Consider the following 18,297-nt stretch of genomic DNA (forward strand, 5'->3'; position numbering starts at 1 on the left):
TTGCTGGGGTTTTTCATTCGCAATTTTTACCAGTAAAAAAGCTAGCACAACGAGTAAATTCAATACTAGAGAACGGGTGTATATATATCTATTTCAAATATAAAGTATGCACCCTGGGAGAACAGCCATGACGGAGAAAATATTTGACAGCGTTTTTTTAAAAAAGATACAATCCATTGTTATAAACACAAGGATGCCTCTTTTAGAAGGAGGATCAGGAAACCGAAAATCAAAGGCAAAAGGCAACTCTGTGGAATTCTCGGACTTTAAAGAATACACACCCGGAGATGATTTTAGAAGAATAGACTGGAATGCCTACGGAAGATCCGACAGACTCTATATAAGGCTCTCCATGGAGGAGAGGGAAGCTATGTTTAACATATTTATAGACGCCAGCAAATCGATGGCTTTTGGTGGGAAGGATATATTATCTCTTAAAATAGCAGCAGTTTTATCCTGCATAGGATTAAACAGCTTGGACAGAGTGTGCATAAATGCAATGAACGGAAAAGAAATATATTCATCTCAGAATGTGGCAGGTAATGCTGCATTCGGAAAGTGCATAAATTTCCTGGAGAATATATCTTTTTCTGGAGGCACGGATATTGGAAGCTGTGTAAAGGGAAAAGATTTTCCAAGAAAAGGTATCTCAATAATCATCTCAGACTTTTTTACGTCTGCAGGGATACAGGATGCTGTCAAATACTTGATGTATAAAAGGCAGGAAGTGATGCTGGTGCATGTGCTCTCAGACGAGGAACTAACCCCGAACCTCGAGGGGTGTATAAAACTTTTAGACAGTGAAACAGGTTGTGTAAAAGAGGTTATAATTTCCAGCCTTCTTTTAAAAAAGTATTCAGAAAAGCTTAAAAACTTTATAAACGAAATCAAAGAATGCTGTGCCAAAACCGGTGCTTCCTATGTTCTGGTATCCGGCGGCGAACCCATTGAAAAAGTTATACTGCATGACTTCAAGAATTCAGGAATTATAATATGAGGTGGTCTCATGAGTTTTTCTTCTCCTTTTAGCTTTATTTTTTTAATATCCATACCAGCGATAATTTTGATGTATATATTAAGGCAAAAATTCGAAGAGAGGGAAGTTTCGAGCATATACCTGTGGGAACAGGTGCTAAAGGATACAGAGGCAAATACCCCATGGCAGAAACTGAAGAAAAATTTGCTTCTTTTTCTTCAAATATTATGTGCGGTATTAATAGTGCTGTGCCTTGCAGGACCGCGTATATTTTATAGGGGAAGCGGCAAAAACCTGATAGTTGTAATAGATACAACGGGCAGCATGGATACAAAATATGGAGAAACCACAAGGCTCGGTGCGGCCATTAAGAAAGCGGAAGGCGATATAAAAAAGGGCGGTGGGAAATTTACACTCATATCCTGCGGTGCCAATCCGGAGATCATAATAAACTCAGCGGATAAAAATGAGGCCATCTCAAAACTAAAAAAAATAAAACCAACAAATTCGAGAGGAGAAATAAAAGATGCCCTTTCTCTTGTAAAAGCCTTGGAGAGCCGAGATAATGAATCAAGCGCGATATTCTATACGGATGAAGAAGCCGACCTTTCCGATATAAATGGGGAGATTTCATATTTTGGAGGGGAATCAAACAATGTAAGCCTTGACTACATATCGTTTAGCATTCAGGATAACAGCCTTAAGGTAATGGTCAGGGTCACAAACAGGACAAGGGAGGATTTACATAGGGATATATCGCTCTATGCAGATGGAAGACTTGTAGATGTTAGGGAGATTGAAATAAGTGCAAACAGCAGCAAGACGATATATTTTGACGGAGCTTCAAAGGATGCATTATCCCTTATGGCAGAGATAACGGAAAAAGATGACCTTATGGAGGATAACACCATATATGAAGTAGTAAACGGATATGAGAAGAAAAAGGCCCTTCTTCTTACGAATGGAAATATTTTTATAGAAAAAGCCATTTCTCTATTTTCCAATATTGACTTGTACAAAACTTCGGACGAGGATGATGTTACAGGAAAATATGACTTGTATATATTTGATGGGGCAGTTCCTAAAGAAATGCCCAAGGAAGGCAGTATAGTGTTTATAAATCCTCCGGATGGAAATGGTATCATAAATATAAAAGGCAGTAGTAAAGGCGGAAGGGCATATATTGAAAAAAATGTTGTAACAAGATATATAGAAGATGCTTCATTCAACATATTATCAATGAAATTGATGGATGTTCCATACTGGGGAAACAGCCTTATAAAGGTCGATGACAGTACAGCAGCTGTGGCAGGGGAATATAGAGGCAGAAAAATATGTGCCTTATCGTTTGATCTTCATAATAGTGATTTTCCATTATCCACAGAATATCCGATATTTATGTACAATATAATCTCATATCTGCTGGACTTGGGCCATAACAGTCAACCATCGATTTTCTGCGGCGATAACATGGACATAAGCCCTGCGGCAGATGTAGAAGCCGGGAATATAAAGCTTCCCTCAGGGAAAGAAGAAAACATCATAATAAGTTTTCCGGCAACATCCTTTGGCAATACATATGAGAACGGCATATACACCCTGTTACAGAAGAGCAGAGATAAGGAAATAAAAAGCAGTTTTGCAGTGAACTTTCCAAGCGAGTATGAATCTGTACAGAAAAATACGGCTAAAACTTCTGAAAACTCATTAATATCAAGAAGTAAAAGCTATGGCGAAGATATGGAGCTTCCTCTTTTGATCATGCTTTTATTTTTGCTTTGTGCAGAGTGGGTGGTGTATGTGCATGGCTATTAAATTTTTAAGACCCTATTTTTTGCTGCTTATACCTGTATTATTTCTATTTGTGTTCTATAGTTCGAAGAAACTTAAGAACATGTATGGTATAAAGAAAAAAATGATATTGGTTATAAGATGTGTACTTATGATACTTTTATGTCTTGCCTTATCCGGCGTCAGCATAAGATGGAAAGCCAGAACCACGGCCACAATATTTGCTATGGATTGTTCCGATAGTATGGCGGATAACAGACAAATGGCGGAGGATTTTTTAAAGGGTGCCTTAAGCAAAAAGCCTTCAGGCGATCTGACAGGTATAATATCCTTTGCAGATGATTCAAGCATAGAATCGTTCCTCTCTAAAAATCCAATTCTACCAAAGTTTGGGGAAGGACTCCAAAGTGGAAATACAAGCATAGAGCGTGCCGTTGCATCTTGTATATCCATGCTTCCTCACGGAGATAAAAAGAGGATAGTGCTGCTTACGGACGGTGAAGAGAATGCGGGAAATTCTCTTAAGATGGCTTCATCTCTGATAGGAAGCGGCGTAGATCTTAAGGTATATAAAATAGACAGAAATCTAAAAAATGAAGCTGCTGTAGAATCGGTAGTGGTTCCGAAGACATTAAACATTGGAGATAAGTTTAATGCCGTCGTGAATATTACAAGCACTGAAAAGTGCAGTGCAAAGCTGACTTTATATAGCGGTAGTGAAAAGGCATTTGAAAAGGATGTGGTCCTTGAGAAGGGTAATAATAGATTTGTGTTTAAGGATACCGCCGACGAAGGAGGGTTTAGAAGTTATAGGGCAATAATTGAGCCTCAGCTGGATACTATGTCCCAGAATAATGAGGCTTCTACATTTACAGATGTTAAAGATAAACCAAGGGTGCTCGTAATAGAAGATGCAGATGGTGAAGCAGATGAAGTTATAAAAATGCTTGAATTTTCAGGTATGGACTACAGGCTGGTCTCTGCTTCTTCTGCTCCAGGCAGTATATCGGATATGATATGTTATAAGACAATTATAACTTGTAATGTTTCCGCAGAAAATCTAAAGGATGATTTTTTAAACTCCATTGAATCATATGTCAAGGATTTTGGCGGGGGTTTCATTGCCACAGGAGGTGAAAATTCTTTTGCTCTTGGCGGGTATTATAAAACGCCGATTGAAAAAGTGCTTCCTGTAAATATGGAGATGAAAGGTAAAAAAGAAGTTCCGGCAATATCCATCATGCTTGTTATAGACAAATCTGGGAGCATGAGGGATGGGAGCGGGGGCATTACGAAAGTGGATATTGCCAAAGAGGCGGCTTGCAGGGTTTTGGATTCACTGCGTCAGGGCAAGGATGAGATAGGCGTAATAGCATTTAACGATACTGCATTTAAGGTAGTCGAGAGTAAAAAGGTAGATGATGTTGATAAAATAAAGGATGATATAGGCACTATAAGGGCCGATGGAGGTACGAGCATAATTCCAGCCCTTGAAGAAGGATATGACACTCTTAAAAAGAGCAGTGCCGTAATAAAACATATAATACTTCTTACAGACGGCCAGGCTGAAGATAGCGGATATGAAAATTTATTGGAAAATATAAATAAGGATAACATAACAGTATCTACGGTAGCTGTTGGAAGGGATTCAGATAGGAAATTGCTGCAGGAAATATCAAAAACTACAGGGGGAAGGAATTATTATACCGATGAATTTGCGAACATACCGAGAATCTTTGCAAAAGAGATTTTCTTAGCCTCCGGATCATATTTAAATAACAGGGAATTCACTCCAAACGTAGTTTGTAACCACAGTATACTGTCAGGTATAGCTGAAAAAGGGCTGCCAAAACTTTTAGGGTATATAGGTGCAAGCCCAAAAGATACTTCAAGAGTGCTCCTTACAAGTGATCAGGATGACCCGATACTTACTATATGGCAGTATGGACTTGGGCGTTCCGTAGCATGGAACTCAGACATAACCGGCAAGTGGAGTGCAAATTATGTATCTTGGGATAAAAATTTAAAGCTCTGGCAAAATATAATAAACTGGACAATACAAGACTATGGGATAGATGATGCATCTCTCGAGGCCGTATCAGAGGGGAGTTTGGGGAATATTACATTTTCAGGCGGCAGTGAAGGAGAAGAAATTGAGACAATAGCAACCGTAATATCACCGTCCGGTGAAAAAAGGAATGTAAAATTGAATCCTGTAGCCCCCGGACAGTATGGGGGCAGCTTTGATATAAAAGATACGGGCAACTTCATGGTGAATGTGAAGCAGATGAAAAATGGAGAAATCGTAAAATCTGCCGCTACGGGACTTTCAGTACAGTATTCTTCAGAGTACAGTATGAAAAGGGATAGTAGTGTTCTTGACAGATTGGTCAGGGAAACGGGAGGAAGATATATAAAAAAACCAGATGAAGTATATAAAGGCAGGATAAAGGATATTACAGGATGGACGGATCTAACATATGTGCTTCTTATGTTATTGCTTTTCTTATTTTTGATGGATATAGCTGTCAGACGATTGAATTTTCCTGTAGATAAAATTGAAGCCTTTATACTGAATTTGAGGGCAAAAGCCGGAAACTATAAGAAGCGTGTTAAGCCATTAACTGTGAAAAAGGAAGATAAAAGAAGAGAGCACGAACCGAACGTGAATAGCAGCGAGAAAAAAGGCAAGGATAAAAATAAGGATATTCCAAGGGAGAACATAGATGTCGGCAGGCTTTTGAAGGCGAGAGATGAAAAATATAAGAATATGCATCTTTTTTAATCTTGATACAGTTGTATATATCTGGTATATTATATATAAAGGGATATTTTAAACTTTTATTGAAATAAATATGGATTGTTGGAGTTTGTATAAAATTGATAATGGAGGTGGTAAGGTTGAAACTTGTTTTATCAATAATACATGATGAAGATGCCTACAGGGTTATGGAAAAGTTAAACAGCAAGGGGTTCAGCAATACAAAGCTTTGCTCCTCAGGCGGTTTTTTGAGGGCCGGAAATACGACGCTTCTTTGCGGCGTAAAGGATGAAGATCTGGATAGCGTTATAGAGATAATCAAAGGCGAGTCGCAGAGCAGAAAAAAGGCGACAAATAAGAATACGCAGGCAGGGACTAAGTTGCCCAAAGAAGTAGTTGTCGGCGGAGCTACCGTTTTTGTTATGGATGTCGAAAGGTTTGAAAAGTTATGACAGTTCAGGAAGTGGAGCAGATGAAACTCATAATTGCTGTGGTAAATAACGCCGATAGCAAAAATATAATAGATGAACTCAATGAAAAGGGCTTTAAGGTCACAAAATTTTGCTCTTCAGGCGGATTTTTAAAAGTCGGAAATACTACATTGCTTACAGGTGTAAGAAAAAGTAAAGTGGATGAAGCCATAAATATAATAAAAAGAAACTCGACATATAAGAGCTACCATATAGATTACAGGAAAGAAGCATTTTTAACAGATGGCTATGCGGCATGGCATTCATATAGTATGGATGAAGACAACCTGCTTCAGGATGATATGCCTGCAAGCTGGGTCGGGGATAAAACCAGCGGCACAGTTATCTTTGTAATCAACATAAAAAGGTATGAAAAGGTTATCAATCTTCTTGATAATTAAGTTATGCCCCGTTTTTTACCCGGGGCATTATTTTACATAGTTCAATATTCTATCGAGTATTCCATCTCTCTCAAGATCAATTTTTTTAAAGTCCATTGAAGGTATATAATATCTCTCCATAGCATCATGAGCCGTTTTTGCCATATATAAATGTTCTATGGCCTTTGCAATAAGGGCATAAAACCTTTTTTTCGCATCTTCCATGTCCTCTTTATATTCGTTTATCAGTTCTCCTTTTATGCATACGTTTAAATTTATTCTATCTTCAATTCTTAAACCATCGACTTTTTGTACATTATAGTGTAGCGGCTTTGATGTATTAAGAATTACCGTATTTATATCTTTGATAATGACCATGTCTATATATTCAGGTTCAAATGGACAGTGAAACAATTCTGCCGATAGGCCGCGCTTTTCAGCATCCTGTGCGATCATCGCGATCATTTCCTTGACGCCGCTTCCCGGTTCTCCTTCAACGGCATAGCTTTTCATGCCGGCGTTGATGAGAGTGTCTATATAATTTTTAAGTCCCTGAGGAGTTATCGCTGAAGCAAAGAGATGCCTGTAACATGGTTTGCTTTCAAAATTATATCCTGCAGTATTAAATACATTGTCCTCAAGTGTTTTCAACAATTCATTATATCTTGTGCTGTCGATAATCTCTTTTATATAGCTTTTCCATTCATCATATGCGACTTTTGCTTCTTTTAAGAGACTGTAGGATATGTTAAAAAGTCTTGATGTTCGCTTGTTTATGTTGATTATTTCACTTTTTGCCGCTTCTAGCTTAGACACATTCCAATATTTGCCAAGATTGATTATTTCATCAACAGCCCCGGGATTTACAGGATCTACTATGTGGGGGGACGTACCGTCAACCAATGCAACTTTAATTTCCGGTATTACTATGCCATCCAATGAATTGTTGTCTGAGGAACACTGCAGGTACTCGACATCATATCCACGCATGAGCATTTGTGCCGCAATTTTTTTCATAAAGGTAGATTTGCCGATTCCGGGACCCCCTTTAATAATAAATATCCTGTTAGCCTCTTCCTGTGGCAGTATATTGTTATAATAAAATGAGTAAAATCCACGGCTGGTGTTACCTCCCAGAAAGACTTTCCTTATTTTGCCTATATTTGACATATAAATACCTCCCGAAGAAGATTTGTTTAGAATTGCTGTGAAAATGCTTGCCATAAAGGTATATGCAGATTAAAAGAATATTATTCCAATAGATGAGCTTTAAGCTTTGGAAGTTCTACAAAGAAGGTTATTTGAGCCATTATTGCGTCTATGGAGATATGCAAAAATAATAGGGCTGTCTCAAAATAAGTTTTATATACAATAATCATTTGCCAGGAAGAGAGAATACACAAAAATATTTACACTCCCGAAAATTGCATGTAGTTCTGGAAAGATTGGTTAGTTTATATCATACTTAGGAGGTGTACTATACATAGGATTCTAGTATAGTACACCTATTATCACAGTTCAGTTATTAAGACAGGCTCTTTTGCCTTTGAAATTCTTCTTTTACTTCCGATAAAAGATTCTTATCAGTTATTAAATCGTATCCGGTAAGTGCCATTGCGCATGCGGCTTTTATTATGTTTTCACCTGCAAGTTTCTCTACGGTAGCCTGCGCGAACTCCCTCGTATGGCCTGCTATACCTTCTCTGCATATTTTTATATACGGATGTATCGATGGGACAACGTGGCTTACATTCCCCATATCGATTGAACCCATACTTCTGTCGGAACCCTTTATGTCTGTTACGCCGCATTCTTTTAAATTACGGGTGAAAATAGCGGATAGGGAATTGTTTGTAATCATGTTATCATAGGATAGTTCATAATTCCTGATTTCAATTTTCGCTCCAACTGCCATTGCAGCGGCCCTTGCGCAGTTTTTGACTTTTTCAACAACTTCATTTAGGTAAGACCTGTCCAGGGCTCTTACATAAAATCTTGCGACTGCCCTTTCGGGAACAATGTTTGCTGCAACTCCACCTTCGGCTATTATGCCGTGTATTCTGACATCGGATTTAACATGTTGCCTGAGTGCATTTATCATGTTAAATGTTTCAATGCATGCGTTCAATGCATTTATTCCATTTTCGGGGTTTGCCGCTGCGTGAGCCGGTTTGCCTATAAATGTAAATTCAATTGCATCGATTGCAAGGGATGTACCACTCTGATGTGTCGAATCAGAAGGATGTACAATAATAGCCGCATCTATGTCTTTAAAGGCTCCCTTTTCTACCATCGTAACTTTTGCTCCGCTTGTCTCTTCGGCAGGGGTGCCGAATACGACTACTTTTCCGCCTATTCCATTTATCACTTTGCTGAGGCCAACTGCCGCTCCCAATCCCATCGTAGCGATAAGATTGTGGCCGCAGCCATGGCCGATGCCCGGGAGGGCATCATATTCACACAGATATGCAATGGAAGGGGAACCGCTTCCGAAGGTAGCCTTAAATTCAGTGCCAAGGCCTATAAAATTTTTTTCTACGCTAAAGCCATACTTCCCGAGGGTCTTTGTAAGTATATCCTGAGCTTTAAATTCTTTGAAGCCTGTTTCCGGATTTTCATATATATACTTGCTTATCCCGATAAGTTCATCTTTCATAAGCTTTATAAAATCTGAGACTTCCTGTTTCACTAAAATCAACTCCTTTTATGTTTATATCTTCAATTCGCAATATAGGCTTATGTTATTTTGAACACTCATTCGCCAGATTCAAGTTTTATAAGTTCTAAGGCCTGCAACCTTAAGAATTCAAGAGCTTTTGAAACTCGCGTTGCTCAGACAATCAAAAGCTCTAAGGATTCTTAAGCGGCAGCAAAGCCAAGAACTTATCAAAACTTTCATAATGCTCATTCGTTGTTCAAAATAATATAATTCCATTTATGGCTGATTTCAAATTACAAATTGAAGATGCTGTTTATATTGTATATAAATATATGCAAAAAATAAATATATACAGGCTCATTTGGACACAAAAATGAATAAAATAATATTAACGGTCAATAATTTTGATAAAATATAATCCAGGGCTGGTGATTTAATGTCCGTTTCTAAAAGATGCTTCATATGCAATAAGTATTCCGACAATGGTATAACGCTCTTGGGGAAATTCATATGTGGCGAATGTGAGCAAACTCTGGTAAATACAGATATGAGCAGTGAAATATATGATAAATATAAAGAATTAATTAAAGAAATATATAAATCAAAAGCTGTAAAATAAGAAAAAAGAGAATATAACCAAAACGATAAAAAACCTATACTGATTTCCCGTATAGGTTTTTTTGTACATATTCAAGTCAATTTTGGAAATATTAAAGGAAATAGAAACCTTTTGTAGAATATAAAACTATATAAACAGGAGGAATAAAATTGATAAACAGAACGCCGCTTTACGATGGACTTGTAAATTATATGAATGAAAAAAATGTTTCTTTTCATATGCCGGGGCATAAAAACGGGAGAGGGATATTAAAGATTAAAGAAAAACCGGATTTCAAGGATAACCTTATTTTTATCGATCAAACGGAAGTACCGGGTCTTGATAACCTGCATGCTCCCGAGGGAATAATAAAAGAGGCACAGGAATATGCCGCAAGGGCATTCAGATCCGACTATACTTATTTTCTGGTAAATGGAACAACATGCGGAGTATATTCCATGATACTTGGAGTAACGAACGACAAAGACAAGATAATAGTGCCGAGAAACAGCCACAGGTCTGTCGCAGGAGCATTGATAATAGGAGGGTTGTGGCCTGTATATTATCAACCTGATGTTGATTTGGAAAAAGGAATAGCCGTTTCTGTTTCTTGTAAAGCAATTGAAAAGGCTATCAAAGAAAATCCCGATGCGAAAGCGGTGCTTGTCACAAATCCTACATTTTACGGGACATGTTCGGATATTGAAGCCATAGCTGAGCTTGTTCATAAAAATAACATGGTTCTTTTAGTAGATGAAGCTCATGGAGCCCATCTTCCATTTAATAGAAAACTCCCCATATGCGCGATGGATGCCGGCGCGGATGTAGCGGTAGAAAGCATTCATAAGACTCTTTCCTCATTTACCCAAAGTTCTATGCTGCACATAAGAAAGGGCAGGGTGGATGTTGAAAAGATAGAATTTATGCTGAGGCTTACACAGACAACGAGTCCGTCATATCTTCTTATGGCAAGCCTCGATCTTGCAAGATATCAAATGGAAGAACACGGCAGTGAGCTTTTGGATAATTTGCTCGATATGGTACAAAGTTTCAGGGAAAGGGTAAATAGTATTCCTGATATTTATTGCTTTGGGAAGGAAATAATAGGTCAATATAATATAACGGATGTCGATCTTACGAAGGTTACAATTAATTTTAAAAATTTCGGAATAGCAGGAACTAGGATTGCTCGAATCCTAAGAAATGAATATAAGATCCAGGTAGAATTGAGCGATCTATATAATATACTCGCAATAGGTACCATAGCAGATGAGAGGGAAGATTACGACAGATTATATAATGCGATACTCGATATATCAAAAAAACATAGCAGCGAGAGAAAAGTCAAAAGTATACCGCAGTTAGAATGGAAAATGCCTTATCAGGCCTTGAGCCCGAGAGAAGCTGTATACGAACCGATGGAGATGATAGATTTCAAACACAGCGAGGGAAGGATAAGCGCTGATATTATTGCTCCATATCCCCCTGGAATTCCGGTTATTTTACCGGGGGAGATTATCACAAGCGATATTATTGAAAATTTATTGACAGTAAAGGAAGCAGGCATAAAGATAAACGGCCCGCGGGATCAGAAGCTTGAAAAGGTTGCTGTAATAAAATAAGGAGAGCATAAGATGAAAAGAGGATATTTTATAACGATGGAAGGGCCCGATGGGTCGGGGAAAAGCACTCAGATTGAGATGCTGAAGGCTTATTTTATCGACAAGGGATATGAGGTTATTGTAACCCGGGAACCTGGAGGTACAATGATAAGTGAAAAGATAAGGAAGATAATACTTGATACTGAAAATACCGGCATGTGCCCTGTGACCGAGGCCCTTTTATATGCGGCATCGAGGGCACAGCTTGTCTTTGAAGTTATCAAACCGGCAATATCGAAGGGGAAGATAGTCATATGCGATAGGTATATCGATTCGTCCATAGTATACCAAGGGATAGGAAGAGGACTTGGAGCGGATATGGTAATGTCGATCAATACTCCTGCCATACAAAATATAATGCCGGATATAACATTTTTATTTGATATAGACCCGCAGGTGGCCTTGAATAGAAAAATTAATACTTCAAAAGCAGACAGGCTTGAACTTGAAGATATAAAATTTCATAAAATAGTATATAATGGATATAGGGAGATAGCAAAAAATAATAAAAGGATAAAAATAATAAATGCCGACAGGGATGTTTATGCGATTAATAAAGATATAATAAATTGTATAAAAGAGCACTTAAAATCATGATAAATACAGGGGGCGATCGTAATGAAATTGGTGATTGCAATTGTACAGGATGACGATTCCGCTAACGTTTTAAGCAAGCTTACAAAAGAAGGATTCAGGGTAACAAAGCTTGCGACTACAGGCGGCTTTTTAAGGGCAGGCAATACTACATTGCTTATAGGTGTTGACCAGGACAAAGTAGACAGTGTAATTGAGATAATTAAAAATTTGTGCGAAACCAGAAAACAGGTTATTACATCTACATCACCCGTTGCAGGGACTACCGGCATATATGTTCCTTACCCAATTGAAGTTTCGGTAGGAGGGGCGACGGTCTTTGTAGTCGATGTCGATAAATTTATAAAAATATGACGTAAGGCTTATAATATGTATCTGATATGAATCAGGCTGCTGACATTTTATGTATGTCAGCAGCCTTTCAAGTTTATATAAAATAACCGCTGCCCTGTTCATAATTATTCCTTTATCGCTCCAATCATTACACCCTTTGTAAAATATTTTTGAAGGAAAGGATAAACAGCCAGTATCGGAACAGTAGATACAACAATTAAGGCATATTTTATTAAATTAGCCAATTGGGATGCTTCGTCTAAACCAACACTGCCTGTCATACTGTCTGACTGATTAGCTAAAAGTATATTATGGAGTACTAATTGAAGCGGATACTTCGAAGGAGTTCGTAAATAGATGGATGCACTGAACCACGAATTCCAATGCCCAACACCGTAATATAATACCAGGACAGCAAGTGTAGCCTTGCTCAATGGGACCATAATCTTCCACATTATTTTATAATGAGAGGCTCCGTCAATTCTGGCCGCTTCAATTAGACTATCAGGGATAGCATCAAATGCCGTCCTCAAAATAATTATGTTAATTGTGCTGACCGCTCCCGGTAAGATTAATGACCATATTGAATCGAGCAGATGTAATTCCCTGATATTTAAATAACTTGGAATCATACCGCCGCTAAAATACATGGTAAATATTATAAAGATCATGATATATTTTTTAAACATAACCCTTTTCAAAGATAAAAAGTAAGCACCTATAATTGTCATTACTATATTAATTGATACCCCAACTGCCAGAATAAATAGTGTATTGAGATAGCCACTGCCAACCATGGGATTCTTAAATACAAGCTCATATGCAGAAAAGGTAATTTTACCTACCGGTGCAATCAAAAGGCCGGTGTATTTCTGCAACTCTCCAGGATCGCTGAATGATGCGACTACTACGAAATAAAAAGGGTATAAAGTAATTACTGCTACAAGGCTTAAAAATATATAATTGAAAAAAGTAAAGATTCCATATCCGCTAAAATATTGTTTTATATTTCCTCCGGACATTTTTTTATTTATGCTTTTCACATTACAGCCTCCATCATTTAACTTTAATTCGGTACATTTTGCCAAACTCAAATTTAAAATCTTTAATATAAGCTGATATTGCTTATTTTTTTGCTTAACTTATTAAATACAATAACCAGAATGAAATTAATTATGGAGTTAAACAGGCCGACTGCTGCACTAAAACTCCAATTGCTCTCCAGCAAACCTTTGCGGTATACAAAAGTTGATATAACATCTGAAGTACTATAAATTCCCGGATTGTACAACAAAATAATCTTCTCATATCCCACATTCATAATGCCGCCAATTCGTAGAATTAGCAGAATAACAACAGTAACCATGATTCCCGGTATTGTAACATGAAGCGTTTGTTTCCAACGGTTAGCTCCATCTATTTGGGCAGCTTCATAAAGAGCCGGATTTATTCCTGATATGGCAGCTAGGTAGATAATGGTATCCCATCCAACATTTTGCCATATGTCTGAGATAATATAAATAGGAACAAATAAACCCGGCTGTTTAAGCATGGATCCTCCATGGTATCCAAATAGCGAGCATATATAAGTTACAATTCCGTCGCTTGATGTAAACATTAGTGATTACGGCATATCCACCTGTTACCGGGAACTCATAGTATCCGCACATTGGCTTGTCCCCTTTATTAGCTACTAATGAAGATATTCCGGCTACGCTGAATTGTTTACCTTTCATTGTTTTCATAAGGTTGCCAATTCCTCCACCAAGGGCTCCGACCATTACACCAGACTTTCCATTCATCATATTTGCATTTTGTGTATCATTATTCAATGTTGAATAGTTTGGATCCAAAAGTTTTTCTTTATATAATTTGTTTAGGTACTCCAGAGCTTGTTTATATTCGGGTTGTGCAAAGCCAAAATATACTTTACCATCTTTTTGATATGAACTTGACTTTGGAAAACCAAATGGGGAAGTAATCATTCCATTGCTAAGTAACTGGCCTACCCAGAAGCTCGTTATAGAGAATGGAACTTGTAGCACCTTTCTTTTCTTTGAACTGTTTCAGCATCTGGTAAAAGTCTTCTGTTGTTTGAGGCAGGTCTATTCCAAGTTCCTTGCACCAATCATCACGGATGATAATGCCTGTTCCGCTTCGCTGATTTTTATCTTTTGTTTTTCCCTTGATAAATGGGAACCCTATATAATCTCCATTTGATGTCATATCACCCTTTAAAAAATCCTTGTCGCTGTTTAATACTTTTAGTAAATCTGGAGCATTGCTTTTAATAAGGTCATTTATAGGATATATGATTCCGTCGGTAATTGCTTTCTGGGCTCCGCCTGGATAGTTTGTAAATTGATAAGAAATAATATCCGGCAGTTGCCCCGAAGCAAACAGAAGGTTAAATGCATTACTGTCCGACATAGTCTGAAATTCCAGAGTTATACCTGTTTCTTTCTGTAATTCCTTTCCATAAGGAGTATCACCTAAACTTTTGAAGCTTGAAGCAACCTGACTTTCGTACCCAGTGGCAATTGACAGTTTTTCTTTTGTTTTAAGAGGGTAAGTAATTGCCTTACCTTCGGATGCCGAGCCGGCATTTGCCCCGTCGTCCGTACTGGCTGATTTTTTCTTTGTTCCGCATGCTGTCAATGACGTTATTATCATTGACATAGCGACCATTAGTACAGCTACTCTGCGCCATGTTTTCTTTTCCTTCATGATAAAGATTCCTCCATAATAATTTTTTATTACATGTCTCCCTGCAGGAATTCGCCATTGATGAATGGCAGTTGCCTACATGGATCTATAAGTAACACTTAATTTATACTTTATTTTCCGGAACACGTACAGCACCACTATGTCACAACCATAAACCAAAATGGTACTTTTTTTGATTTTTTCACTTTCTGTCCTATTCACTCTCACTTATTGTCCTTATTATTTATTATGAATTTTCAGTATATATGTTATTATAGTATTATGTTTTATCATGAATGCTGCTTCAGATGCTGGGGATTTATCTTTGCACAGTTCTATAATAATCTTGTTAGTTTATATGCGATATTTTATGGCCGGCAACCTGCTTGATTGACATTTATATATACTTTCGCGGGAGGTATATTCATGTTGAGATTTTATAATAAAATAAAAGAAAGAGTGTCTAAAAGCGTGATTATTACTTGGCTTGTTTCCTATGTTCTCATATTGTTGATTCCGGCTTTTTCATCAATGTTTCAATTTTTATATACAAATGCATTTGTTGTCAACCAGGTTAATCAATCAAACGAACAATTATTATCTAATATCCAGCATAATATCGATAGCATATTTGATACGCTTATCAGTTCCAATACTACCAGTTTATATAATGAACATTTTCAAAGACTACTTAACTTGAATAGCAATGAATCGGAATTCAGATATGAACTAAAGACATTTGTAAATAATCTGTACACATACAAACAGGTAAATCCAATGGTTGATATCACGATTTATATGCCCGAGGGTAATTATCTTATAAATTCCAGTACAGCAAACCATATTTCATATATTTATGGGGACCTTAAATCAAAAGATAATTCTATTACCGAAGAAGAATGGATAGATAAATTGAAAAATACGTACAGAGACTCTTATGTTATTTCCCCATATATGAGTTACGAGGATTTCGGTAAAGACTCTATGGTATTTGTCCGCTCGGTTTTATCAGGCTCCAGATTGATTGCTAATATCTTTGTGTCTATTCCGAGTGGTTACATTGAGAGCATATCGGGTATTTCCTCAGGAAGTTTCCTGATTTTTAATGAGGATGAAGAAGTAATTGAATCCTTTCATGGCAATAATATACCGAAAGGTACTCATTTTCACGGGAATAATGGCAGAGAAACAGTGTATGTAGGAGCTAAGCCATATATTCTTTCTTATGTTAAATCAAATAAAACAGATTTGTATTATGCGGACTTAATCCCGAAGCATGATTTTTGGCAGAAGGCAAATTATGTAAAAGTATCTGCATTAACAAGTATAATTATCGCATTAATAGTTGGTGGAGCCTTAATCTGCTGGTTATTAAGACGCAATTACAAACCTGTGCATAATGTTATAAACTTGATTCCCCAAGATAAAAATGCTTTATCAAAAAATGAATTTGACGTTATTGGAAATGCATATGTCCAGTTATTTAAGGAAAACACCACCATGAGGGCTAATTTATCTAAGCAATATGAACGTTCCCGTGAAATATATCTTTTATCAAAGCTTAAGAATATTGATGCTCATTTAGCGGACGAAGATTCTATGGAATATTTTCAGTTGGATTTTAAAAATAAGCAGTTTGCTCTCGCAGCATTTTATCGTAATTATACGGAAAAGGATATTAAAAATTTCAATAATGATTTTATGGCCTACAACAATTTTATATCTTATACTGTAAACAATACATTTTCAGAATTAATAGATAACAAGTTCAAATATTATCAGTTGCATGACAATGAGTTAATCATTTATATGTTTATTTTAAATAAAAATGAATCGCTGCCATGGGAGAAGGAATGTTCCGAGAAACTAAAACAGTTATATCATTTATTGCAAAAAAAATATGATCTGTCTTTTTATATAACTTTAGGAGAAGTCTGCGGTAATTTCAATAATATCAGTAACTATTATAATGATATTATTGAAGCCCAGGAATACAATTGTATGATTCATAAAGATGGCGGAGTTGTGATGGTAGGGGATATACAAGAACCTAATCATCATAAAAATAAAATAAAAGGCAAATATGAAAAGCTATTAAAGGATGCGATTTTGTTAAGCAATTATCGCCAGGCGGCATCAATCACTGATAGGATATTCAACGAATTAAATGAAGATGATAGCTTCAATTTTAAAAAATTTTATATCTATCATTTAGTATATACTATAATCGATTCTTATGAGGACAAATCCTCTGTAAACATATACAGCGGTAGCTTTCAAGCTCTCATTGAGAATATAACACTTTGCTCCAATACAAGGGTATTGAAAAAAGCTTTTCTAAATATTATAATGGCGCTTTGTGGAATATCGCAGGAAAAATATGATGAAAAAGCACAGACCATTACAAACAGGGTAAAGAGTTATATTAACCGAAATTATATGGATTTTAATTTATGCATTGCTTCAATTGCGGATGTGGTGAACCTCAATCCTAAATATTTATCCCGCTTATTCAAACAGGAAAATGAGGACAGTCTCTTGGACTACATAAATCTTGTAAGAATTCAAAAAGCCAAGCAAATTTTGGCTTCCCAGGATGTGGCATTTGAGGATTTGGCAAGAATGGTAGGCTATACAAATGTCCGGACTTTTCGCAGGGCGTTCTCTAAAATCGAGGGGACTACGCCTAGCCAGTATAAAAAGTCAGAGAAAAATAAACCAGGTACCTAAAAAGGATGGAAGCATACAATAAATTATGCAATCAAATCCTTAATGTGCCAATCGAACAATACGGCGCGGGACTTAAATTGGTAAAATTTCAAAGTAAGTTCCACTTTCCTAAAGTAAATTCCATCTAAAGGCATTCAATCTTAAAATTCAGAAGGATAAGCTGACTTATTTACACTTTTCTGGTACAATAATAGGGCAGATTCGAGATGAGTCTGCGAAAAAAAGGGTACAGGAACCAAAGAGTGAAATTCAGCTGTTTTTTTCTCAGAGTAAATTCCACTCCTCATTAAAGAAATATGAGGTTGGTATTCCGGTATCTTTTTGGGATATGGTAACAGAGAGTTAGCACATAGGCTTTGTCTTTGTTACCATTTCTTTATATAAGTCTTCTTCAAACCCAAGGGCATTTGGATAATCCATAATACCAGCACCATGGATTAGTAAAAACACTGTTTCCGTCTGATACCCAATTCCCGTTGCTGCGAACATGTTTTATCCATTAACAGAACGCTCCTTTGCGAAAATAGAGGGATTCAAGGTAACTTCATCAGCAGGTATCAGTGTACAGCCCAATTGTTTCAAAATATCTTTTCCATACAGAAAAGAAAATACTTCATAAGGGCACTTGTTTCCCAGGC

At 36.9% G+C, this 18,297-nt stretch carries 16 protein-coding genes; 10 read left to right on the forward strand and 6 right to left on the reverse strand.

The window, feature by feature from the left end:
• The first annotated feature begins 127 nt into the window (after nt 1-127).
• The 5 genes from QME45_12320 (at nt 128) to QME45_12340 (ending at nt 6,399) form a co-directional block, all read left to right on the forward strand.
• Nucleotides 128-997, forward strand: a complete 870-nt coding sequence (locus QME45_12320) for a DUF58 domain-containing protein (GenBank protein MDI6619432.1) — start codon at nt 128-130, stop codon at nt 995-997.
• Between the two features lie 9 nt (nt 998-1,006).
• Nucleotides 1,007-2,791: a BatA and WFA domain-containing protein gene (locus QME45_12325; protein MDI6619433.1), complete on the forward strand. Its 1,785-nt coding sequence runs from the start codon at nt 1,007-1,009 to the stop codon at nt 2,789-2,791.
• Nucleotides 2,781-5,552: a VWA domain-containing protein gene (locus tag QME45_12330; protein ID MDI6619434.1), complete on the forward strand. Its 2,772-nt coding sequence runs from the start codon at nt 2,781-2,783 to the stop codon at nt 5,550-5,552. The genes QME45_12325 and QME45_12330 overlap by 11 nt, the downstream gene beginning before the upstream one ends.
• A gap of 116 nt (nt 5,553-5,668) precedes the next feature.
• Nucleotides 5,669-5,980: a cyclic-di-AMP receptor gene (locus tag QME45_12335; GenBank protein MDI6619435.1), complete on the forward strand. Its 312-nt coding sequence runs from the start codon at nt 5,669-5,671 to the stop codon at nt 5,978-5,980.
• Between the two features lie 20 nt (nt 5,981-6,000).
• Nucleotides 6,001-6,399 (forward strand): cyclic-di-AMP receptor, encoded by a 399-nt coding sequence (locus QME45_12340; GenBank protein ID MDI6619436.1) that lies wholly within the window; start codon nt 6,001-6,003, stop codon nt 6,397-6,399.
• 27 nt (nt 6,400-6,426) lie between these two features.
• Here the strand turns inward: QME45_12340 and QME45_12345 are convergent, their stop codons facing one another.
• Both QME45_12345 and QME45_12350 read right to left on the reverse strand, forming a co-directional pair.
• The gene (locus QME45_12345) at nt 6,427-7,548 is read right to left on the reverse strand and encodes a PRK06851 family protein (protein MDI6619437.1); all 1,122 of its coding nucleotides are present in this window, start codon (nt 7,546-7,548) and stop codon (nt 6,427-6,429) included.
• Between the two features lie 355 nt (nt 7,549-7,903).
• Nucleotides 7,904-9,067 carry a M20 family metallopeptidase gene (locus QME45_12350; GenBank protein MDI6619438.1) on the reverse strand — a complete coding sequence of 388 codons (1,164 nt, stop codon included), beginning with the start codon at nt 9,065-9,067 and terminating at the stop codon, nt 7,904-7,906.
• Nucleotides 9,068-9,473: 406 nt separating this feature from the next.
• Between QME45_12350 and QME45_12355 the strand changes: the two genes are divergently transcribed.
• The 4 genes from QME45_12355 (at nt 9,474) to QME45_12370 (ending at nt 12,244) form a co-directional block, all read left to right on the forward strand.
• Nucleotides 9,474-9,656: a sigma factor G inhibitor Gin gene (locus QME45_12355; GenBank protein MDI6619439.1), complete on the forward strand. Its 183-nt coding sequence runs from the start codon at nt 9,474-9,476 to the stop codon at nt 9,654-9,656.
• Between the two features lie 149 nt (nt 9,657-9,805).
• Complete coding sequence (locus QME45_12360; protein ID MDI6619440.1) at nt 9,806-11,257, forward strand: aminotransferase class I/II-fold pyridoxal phosphate-dependent enzyme; 1,452 nt, start codon at nt 9,806-9,808, stop codon at nt 11,255-11,257.
• Between the two features lie 12 nt (nt 11,258-11,269).
• Complete coding sequence (gene tmk / locus QME45_12365; GenBank protein ID MDI6619441.1) at nt 11,270-11,893, forward strand: dTMP kinase; 624 nt, start codon at nt 11,270-11,272, stop codon at nt 11,891-11,893.
• A 21-nt stretch (nt 11,894-11,914) separates the two neighbouring features.
• Complete coding sequence (locus QME45_12370) at nt 11,915-12,244, forward strand: cyclic-di-AMP receptor (GenBank protein MDI6619442.1); 330 nt, start codon at nt 11,915-11,917, stop codon at nt 12,242-12,244.
• A gap of 104 nt (nt 12,245-12,348) precedes the next feature.
• On the opposite strand, the gene QME45_12375 is transcribed toward QME45_12370, so the two are convergent.
• The 4 genes from QME45_12375 to QME45_12390 form a co-directional block, all read right to left on the reverse strand.
• Nucleotides 12,349-13,266 (reverse strand): carbohydrate ABC transporter permease, encoded by a 918-nt coding sequence (locus tag QME45_12375; protein MDI6619443.1) that lies wholly within the window; start codon nt 13,264-13,266, stop codon nt 12,349-12,351.
• A 62-nt stretch (nt 13,267-13,328) separates the two neighbouring features.
• Nucleotides 13,329-13,775 (reverse strand): ABC transporter permease subunit, encoded by a 447-nt coding sequence (locus QME45_12380; GenBank protein ID MDI6619444.1) that lies wholly within the window; start codon nt 13,773-13,775, stop codon nt 13,329-13,331.
• Nucleotides 13,768-14,268, reverse strand: coding sequence for a hypothetical protein (locus tag QME45_12385; protein ID MDI6619445.1), 501 nt, complete (start codon nt 14,266-14,268; stop codon nt 13,768-13,770). Before QME45_12385 ends, QME45_12380 begins: the two co-directional genes overlap by 8 nt.
• Nucleotides 14,216-14,950 (reverse strand): extracellular solute-binding protein, encoded by a 735-nt coding sequence (locus QME45_12390; protein MDI6619446.1) that lies wholly within the window; start codon nt 14,948-14,950, stop codon nt 14,216-14,218. Before QME45_12390 ends, QME45_12385 begins: the two co-directional genes overlap by 53 nt.
• Before the next feature lie 405 nt (nt 14,951-15,355).
• Here QME45_12390 and QME45_12395 point away from each other — a divergent pair, with 405 nt between their 5' ends.
• The gene (locus tag QME45_12395) at nt 15,356-17,659 is read left to right on the forward strand and encodes a helix-turn-helix domain-containing protein (protein ID MDI6619447.1); all 2,304 of its coding nucleotides are present in this window, start codon (nt 15,356-15,358) and stop codon (nt 17,657-17,659) included.
• The last annotated feature ends 638 nt before the right edge of the window (nt 17,660-18,297 follow it).

This window comes from Clostridiales bacterium (assembly GCA_030016385.1).
Lineage (GTDB): Bacteria > Bacillota > Clostridia > Clostridiales > Oxobacteraceae > JASEJN01.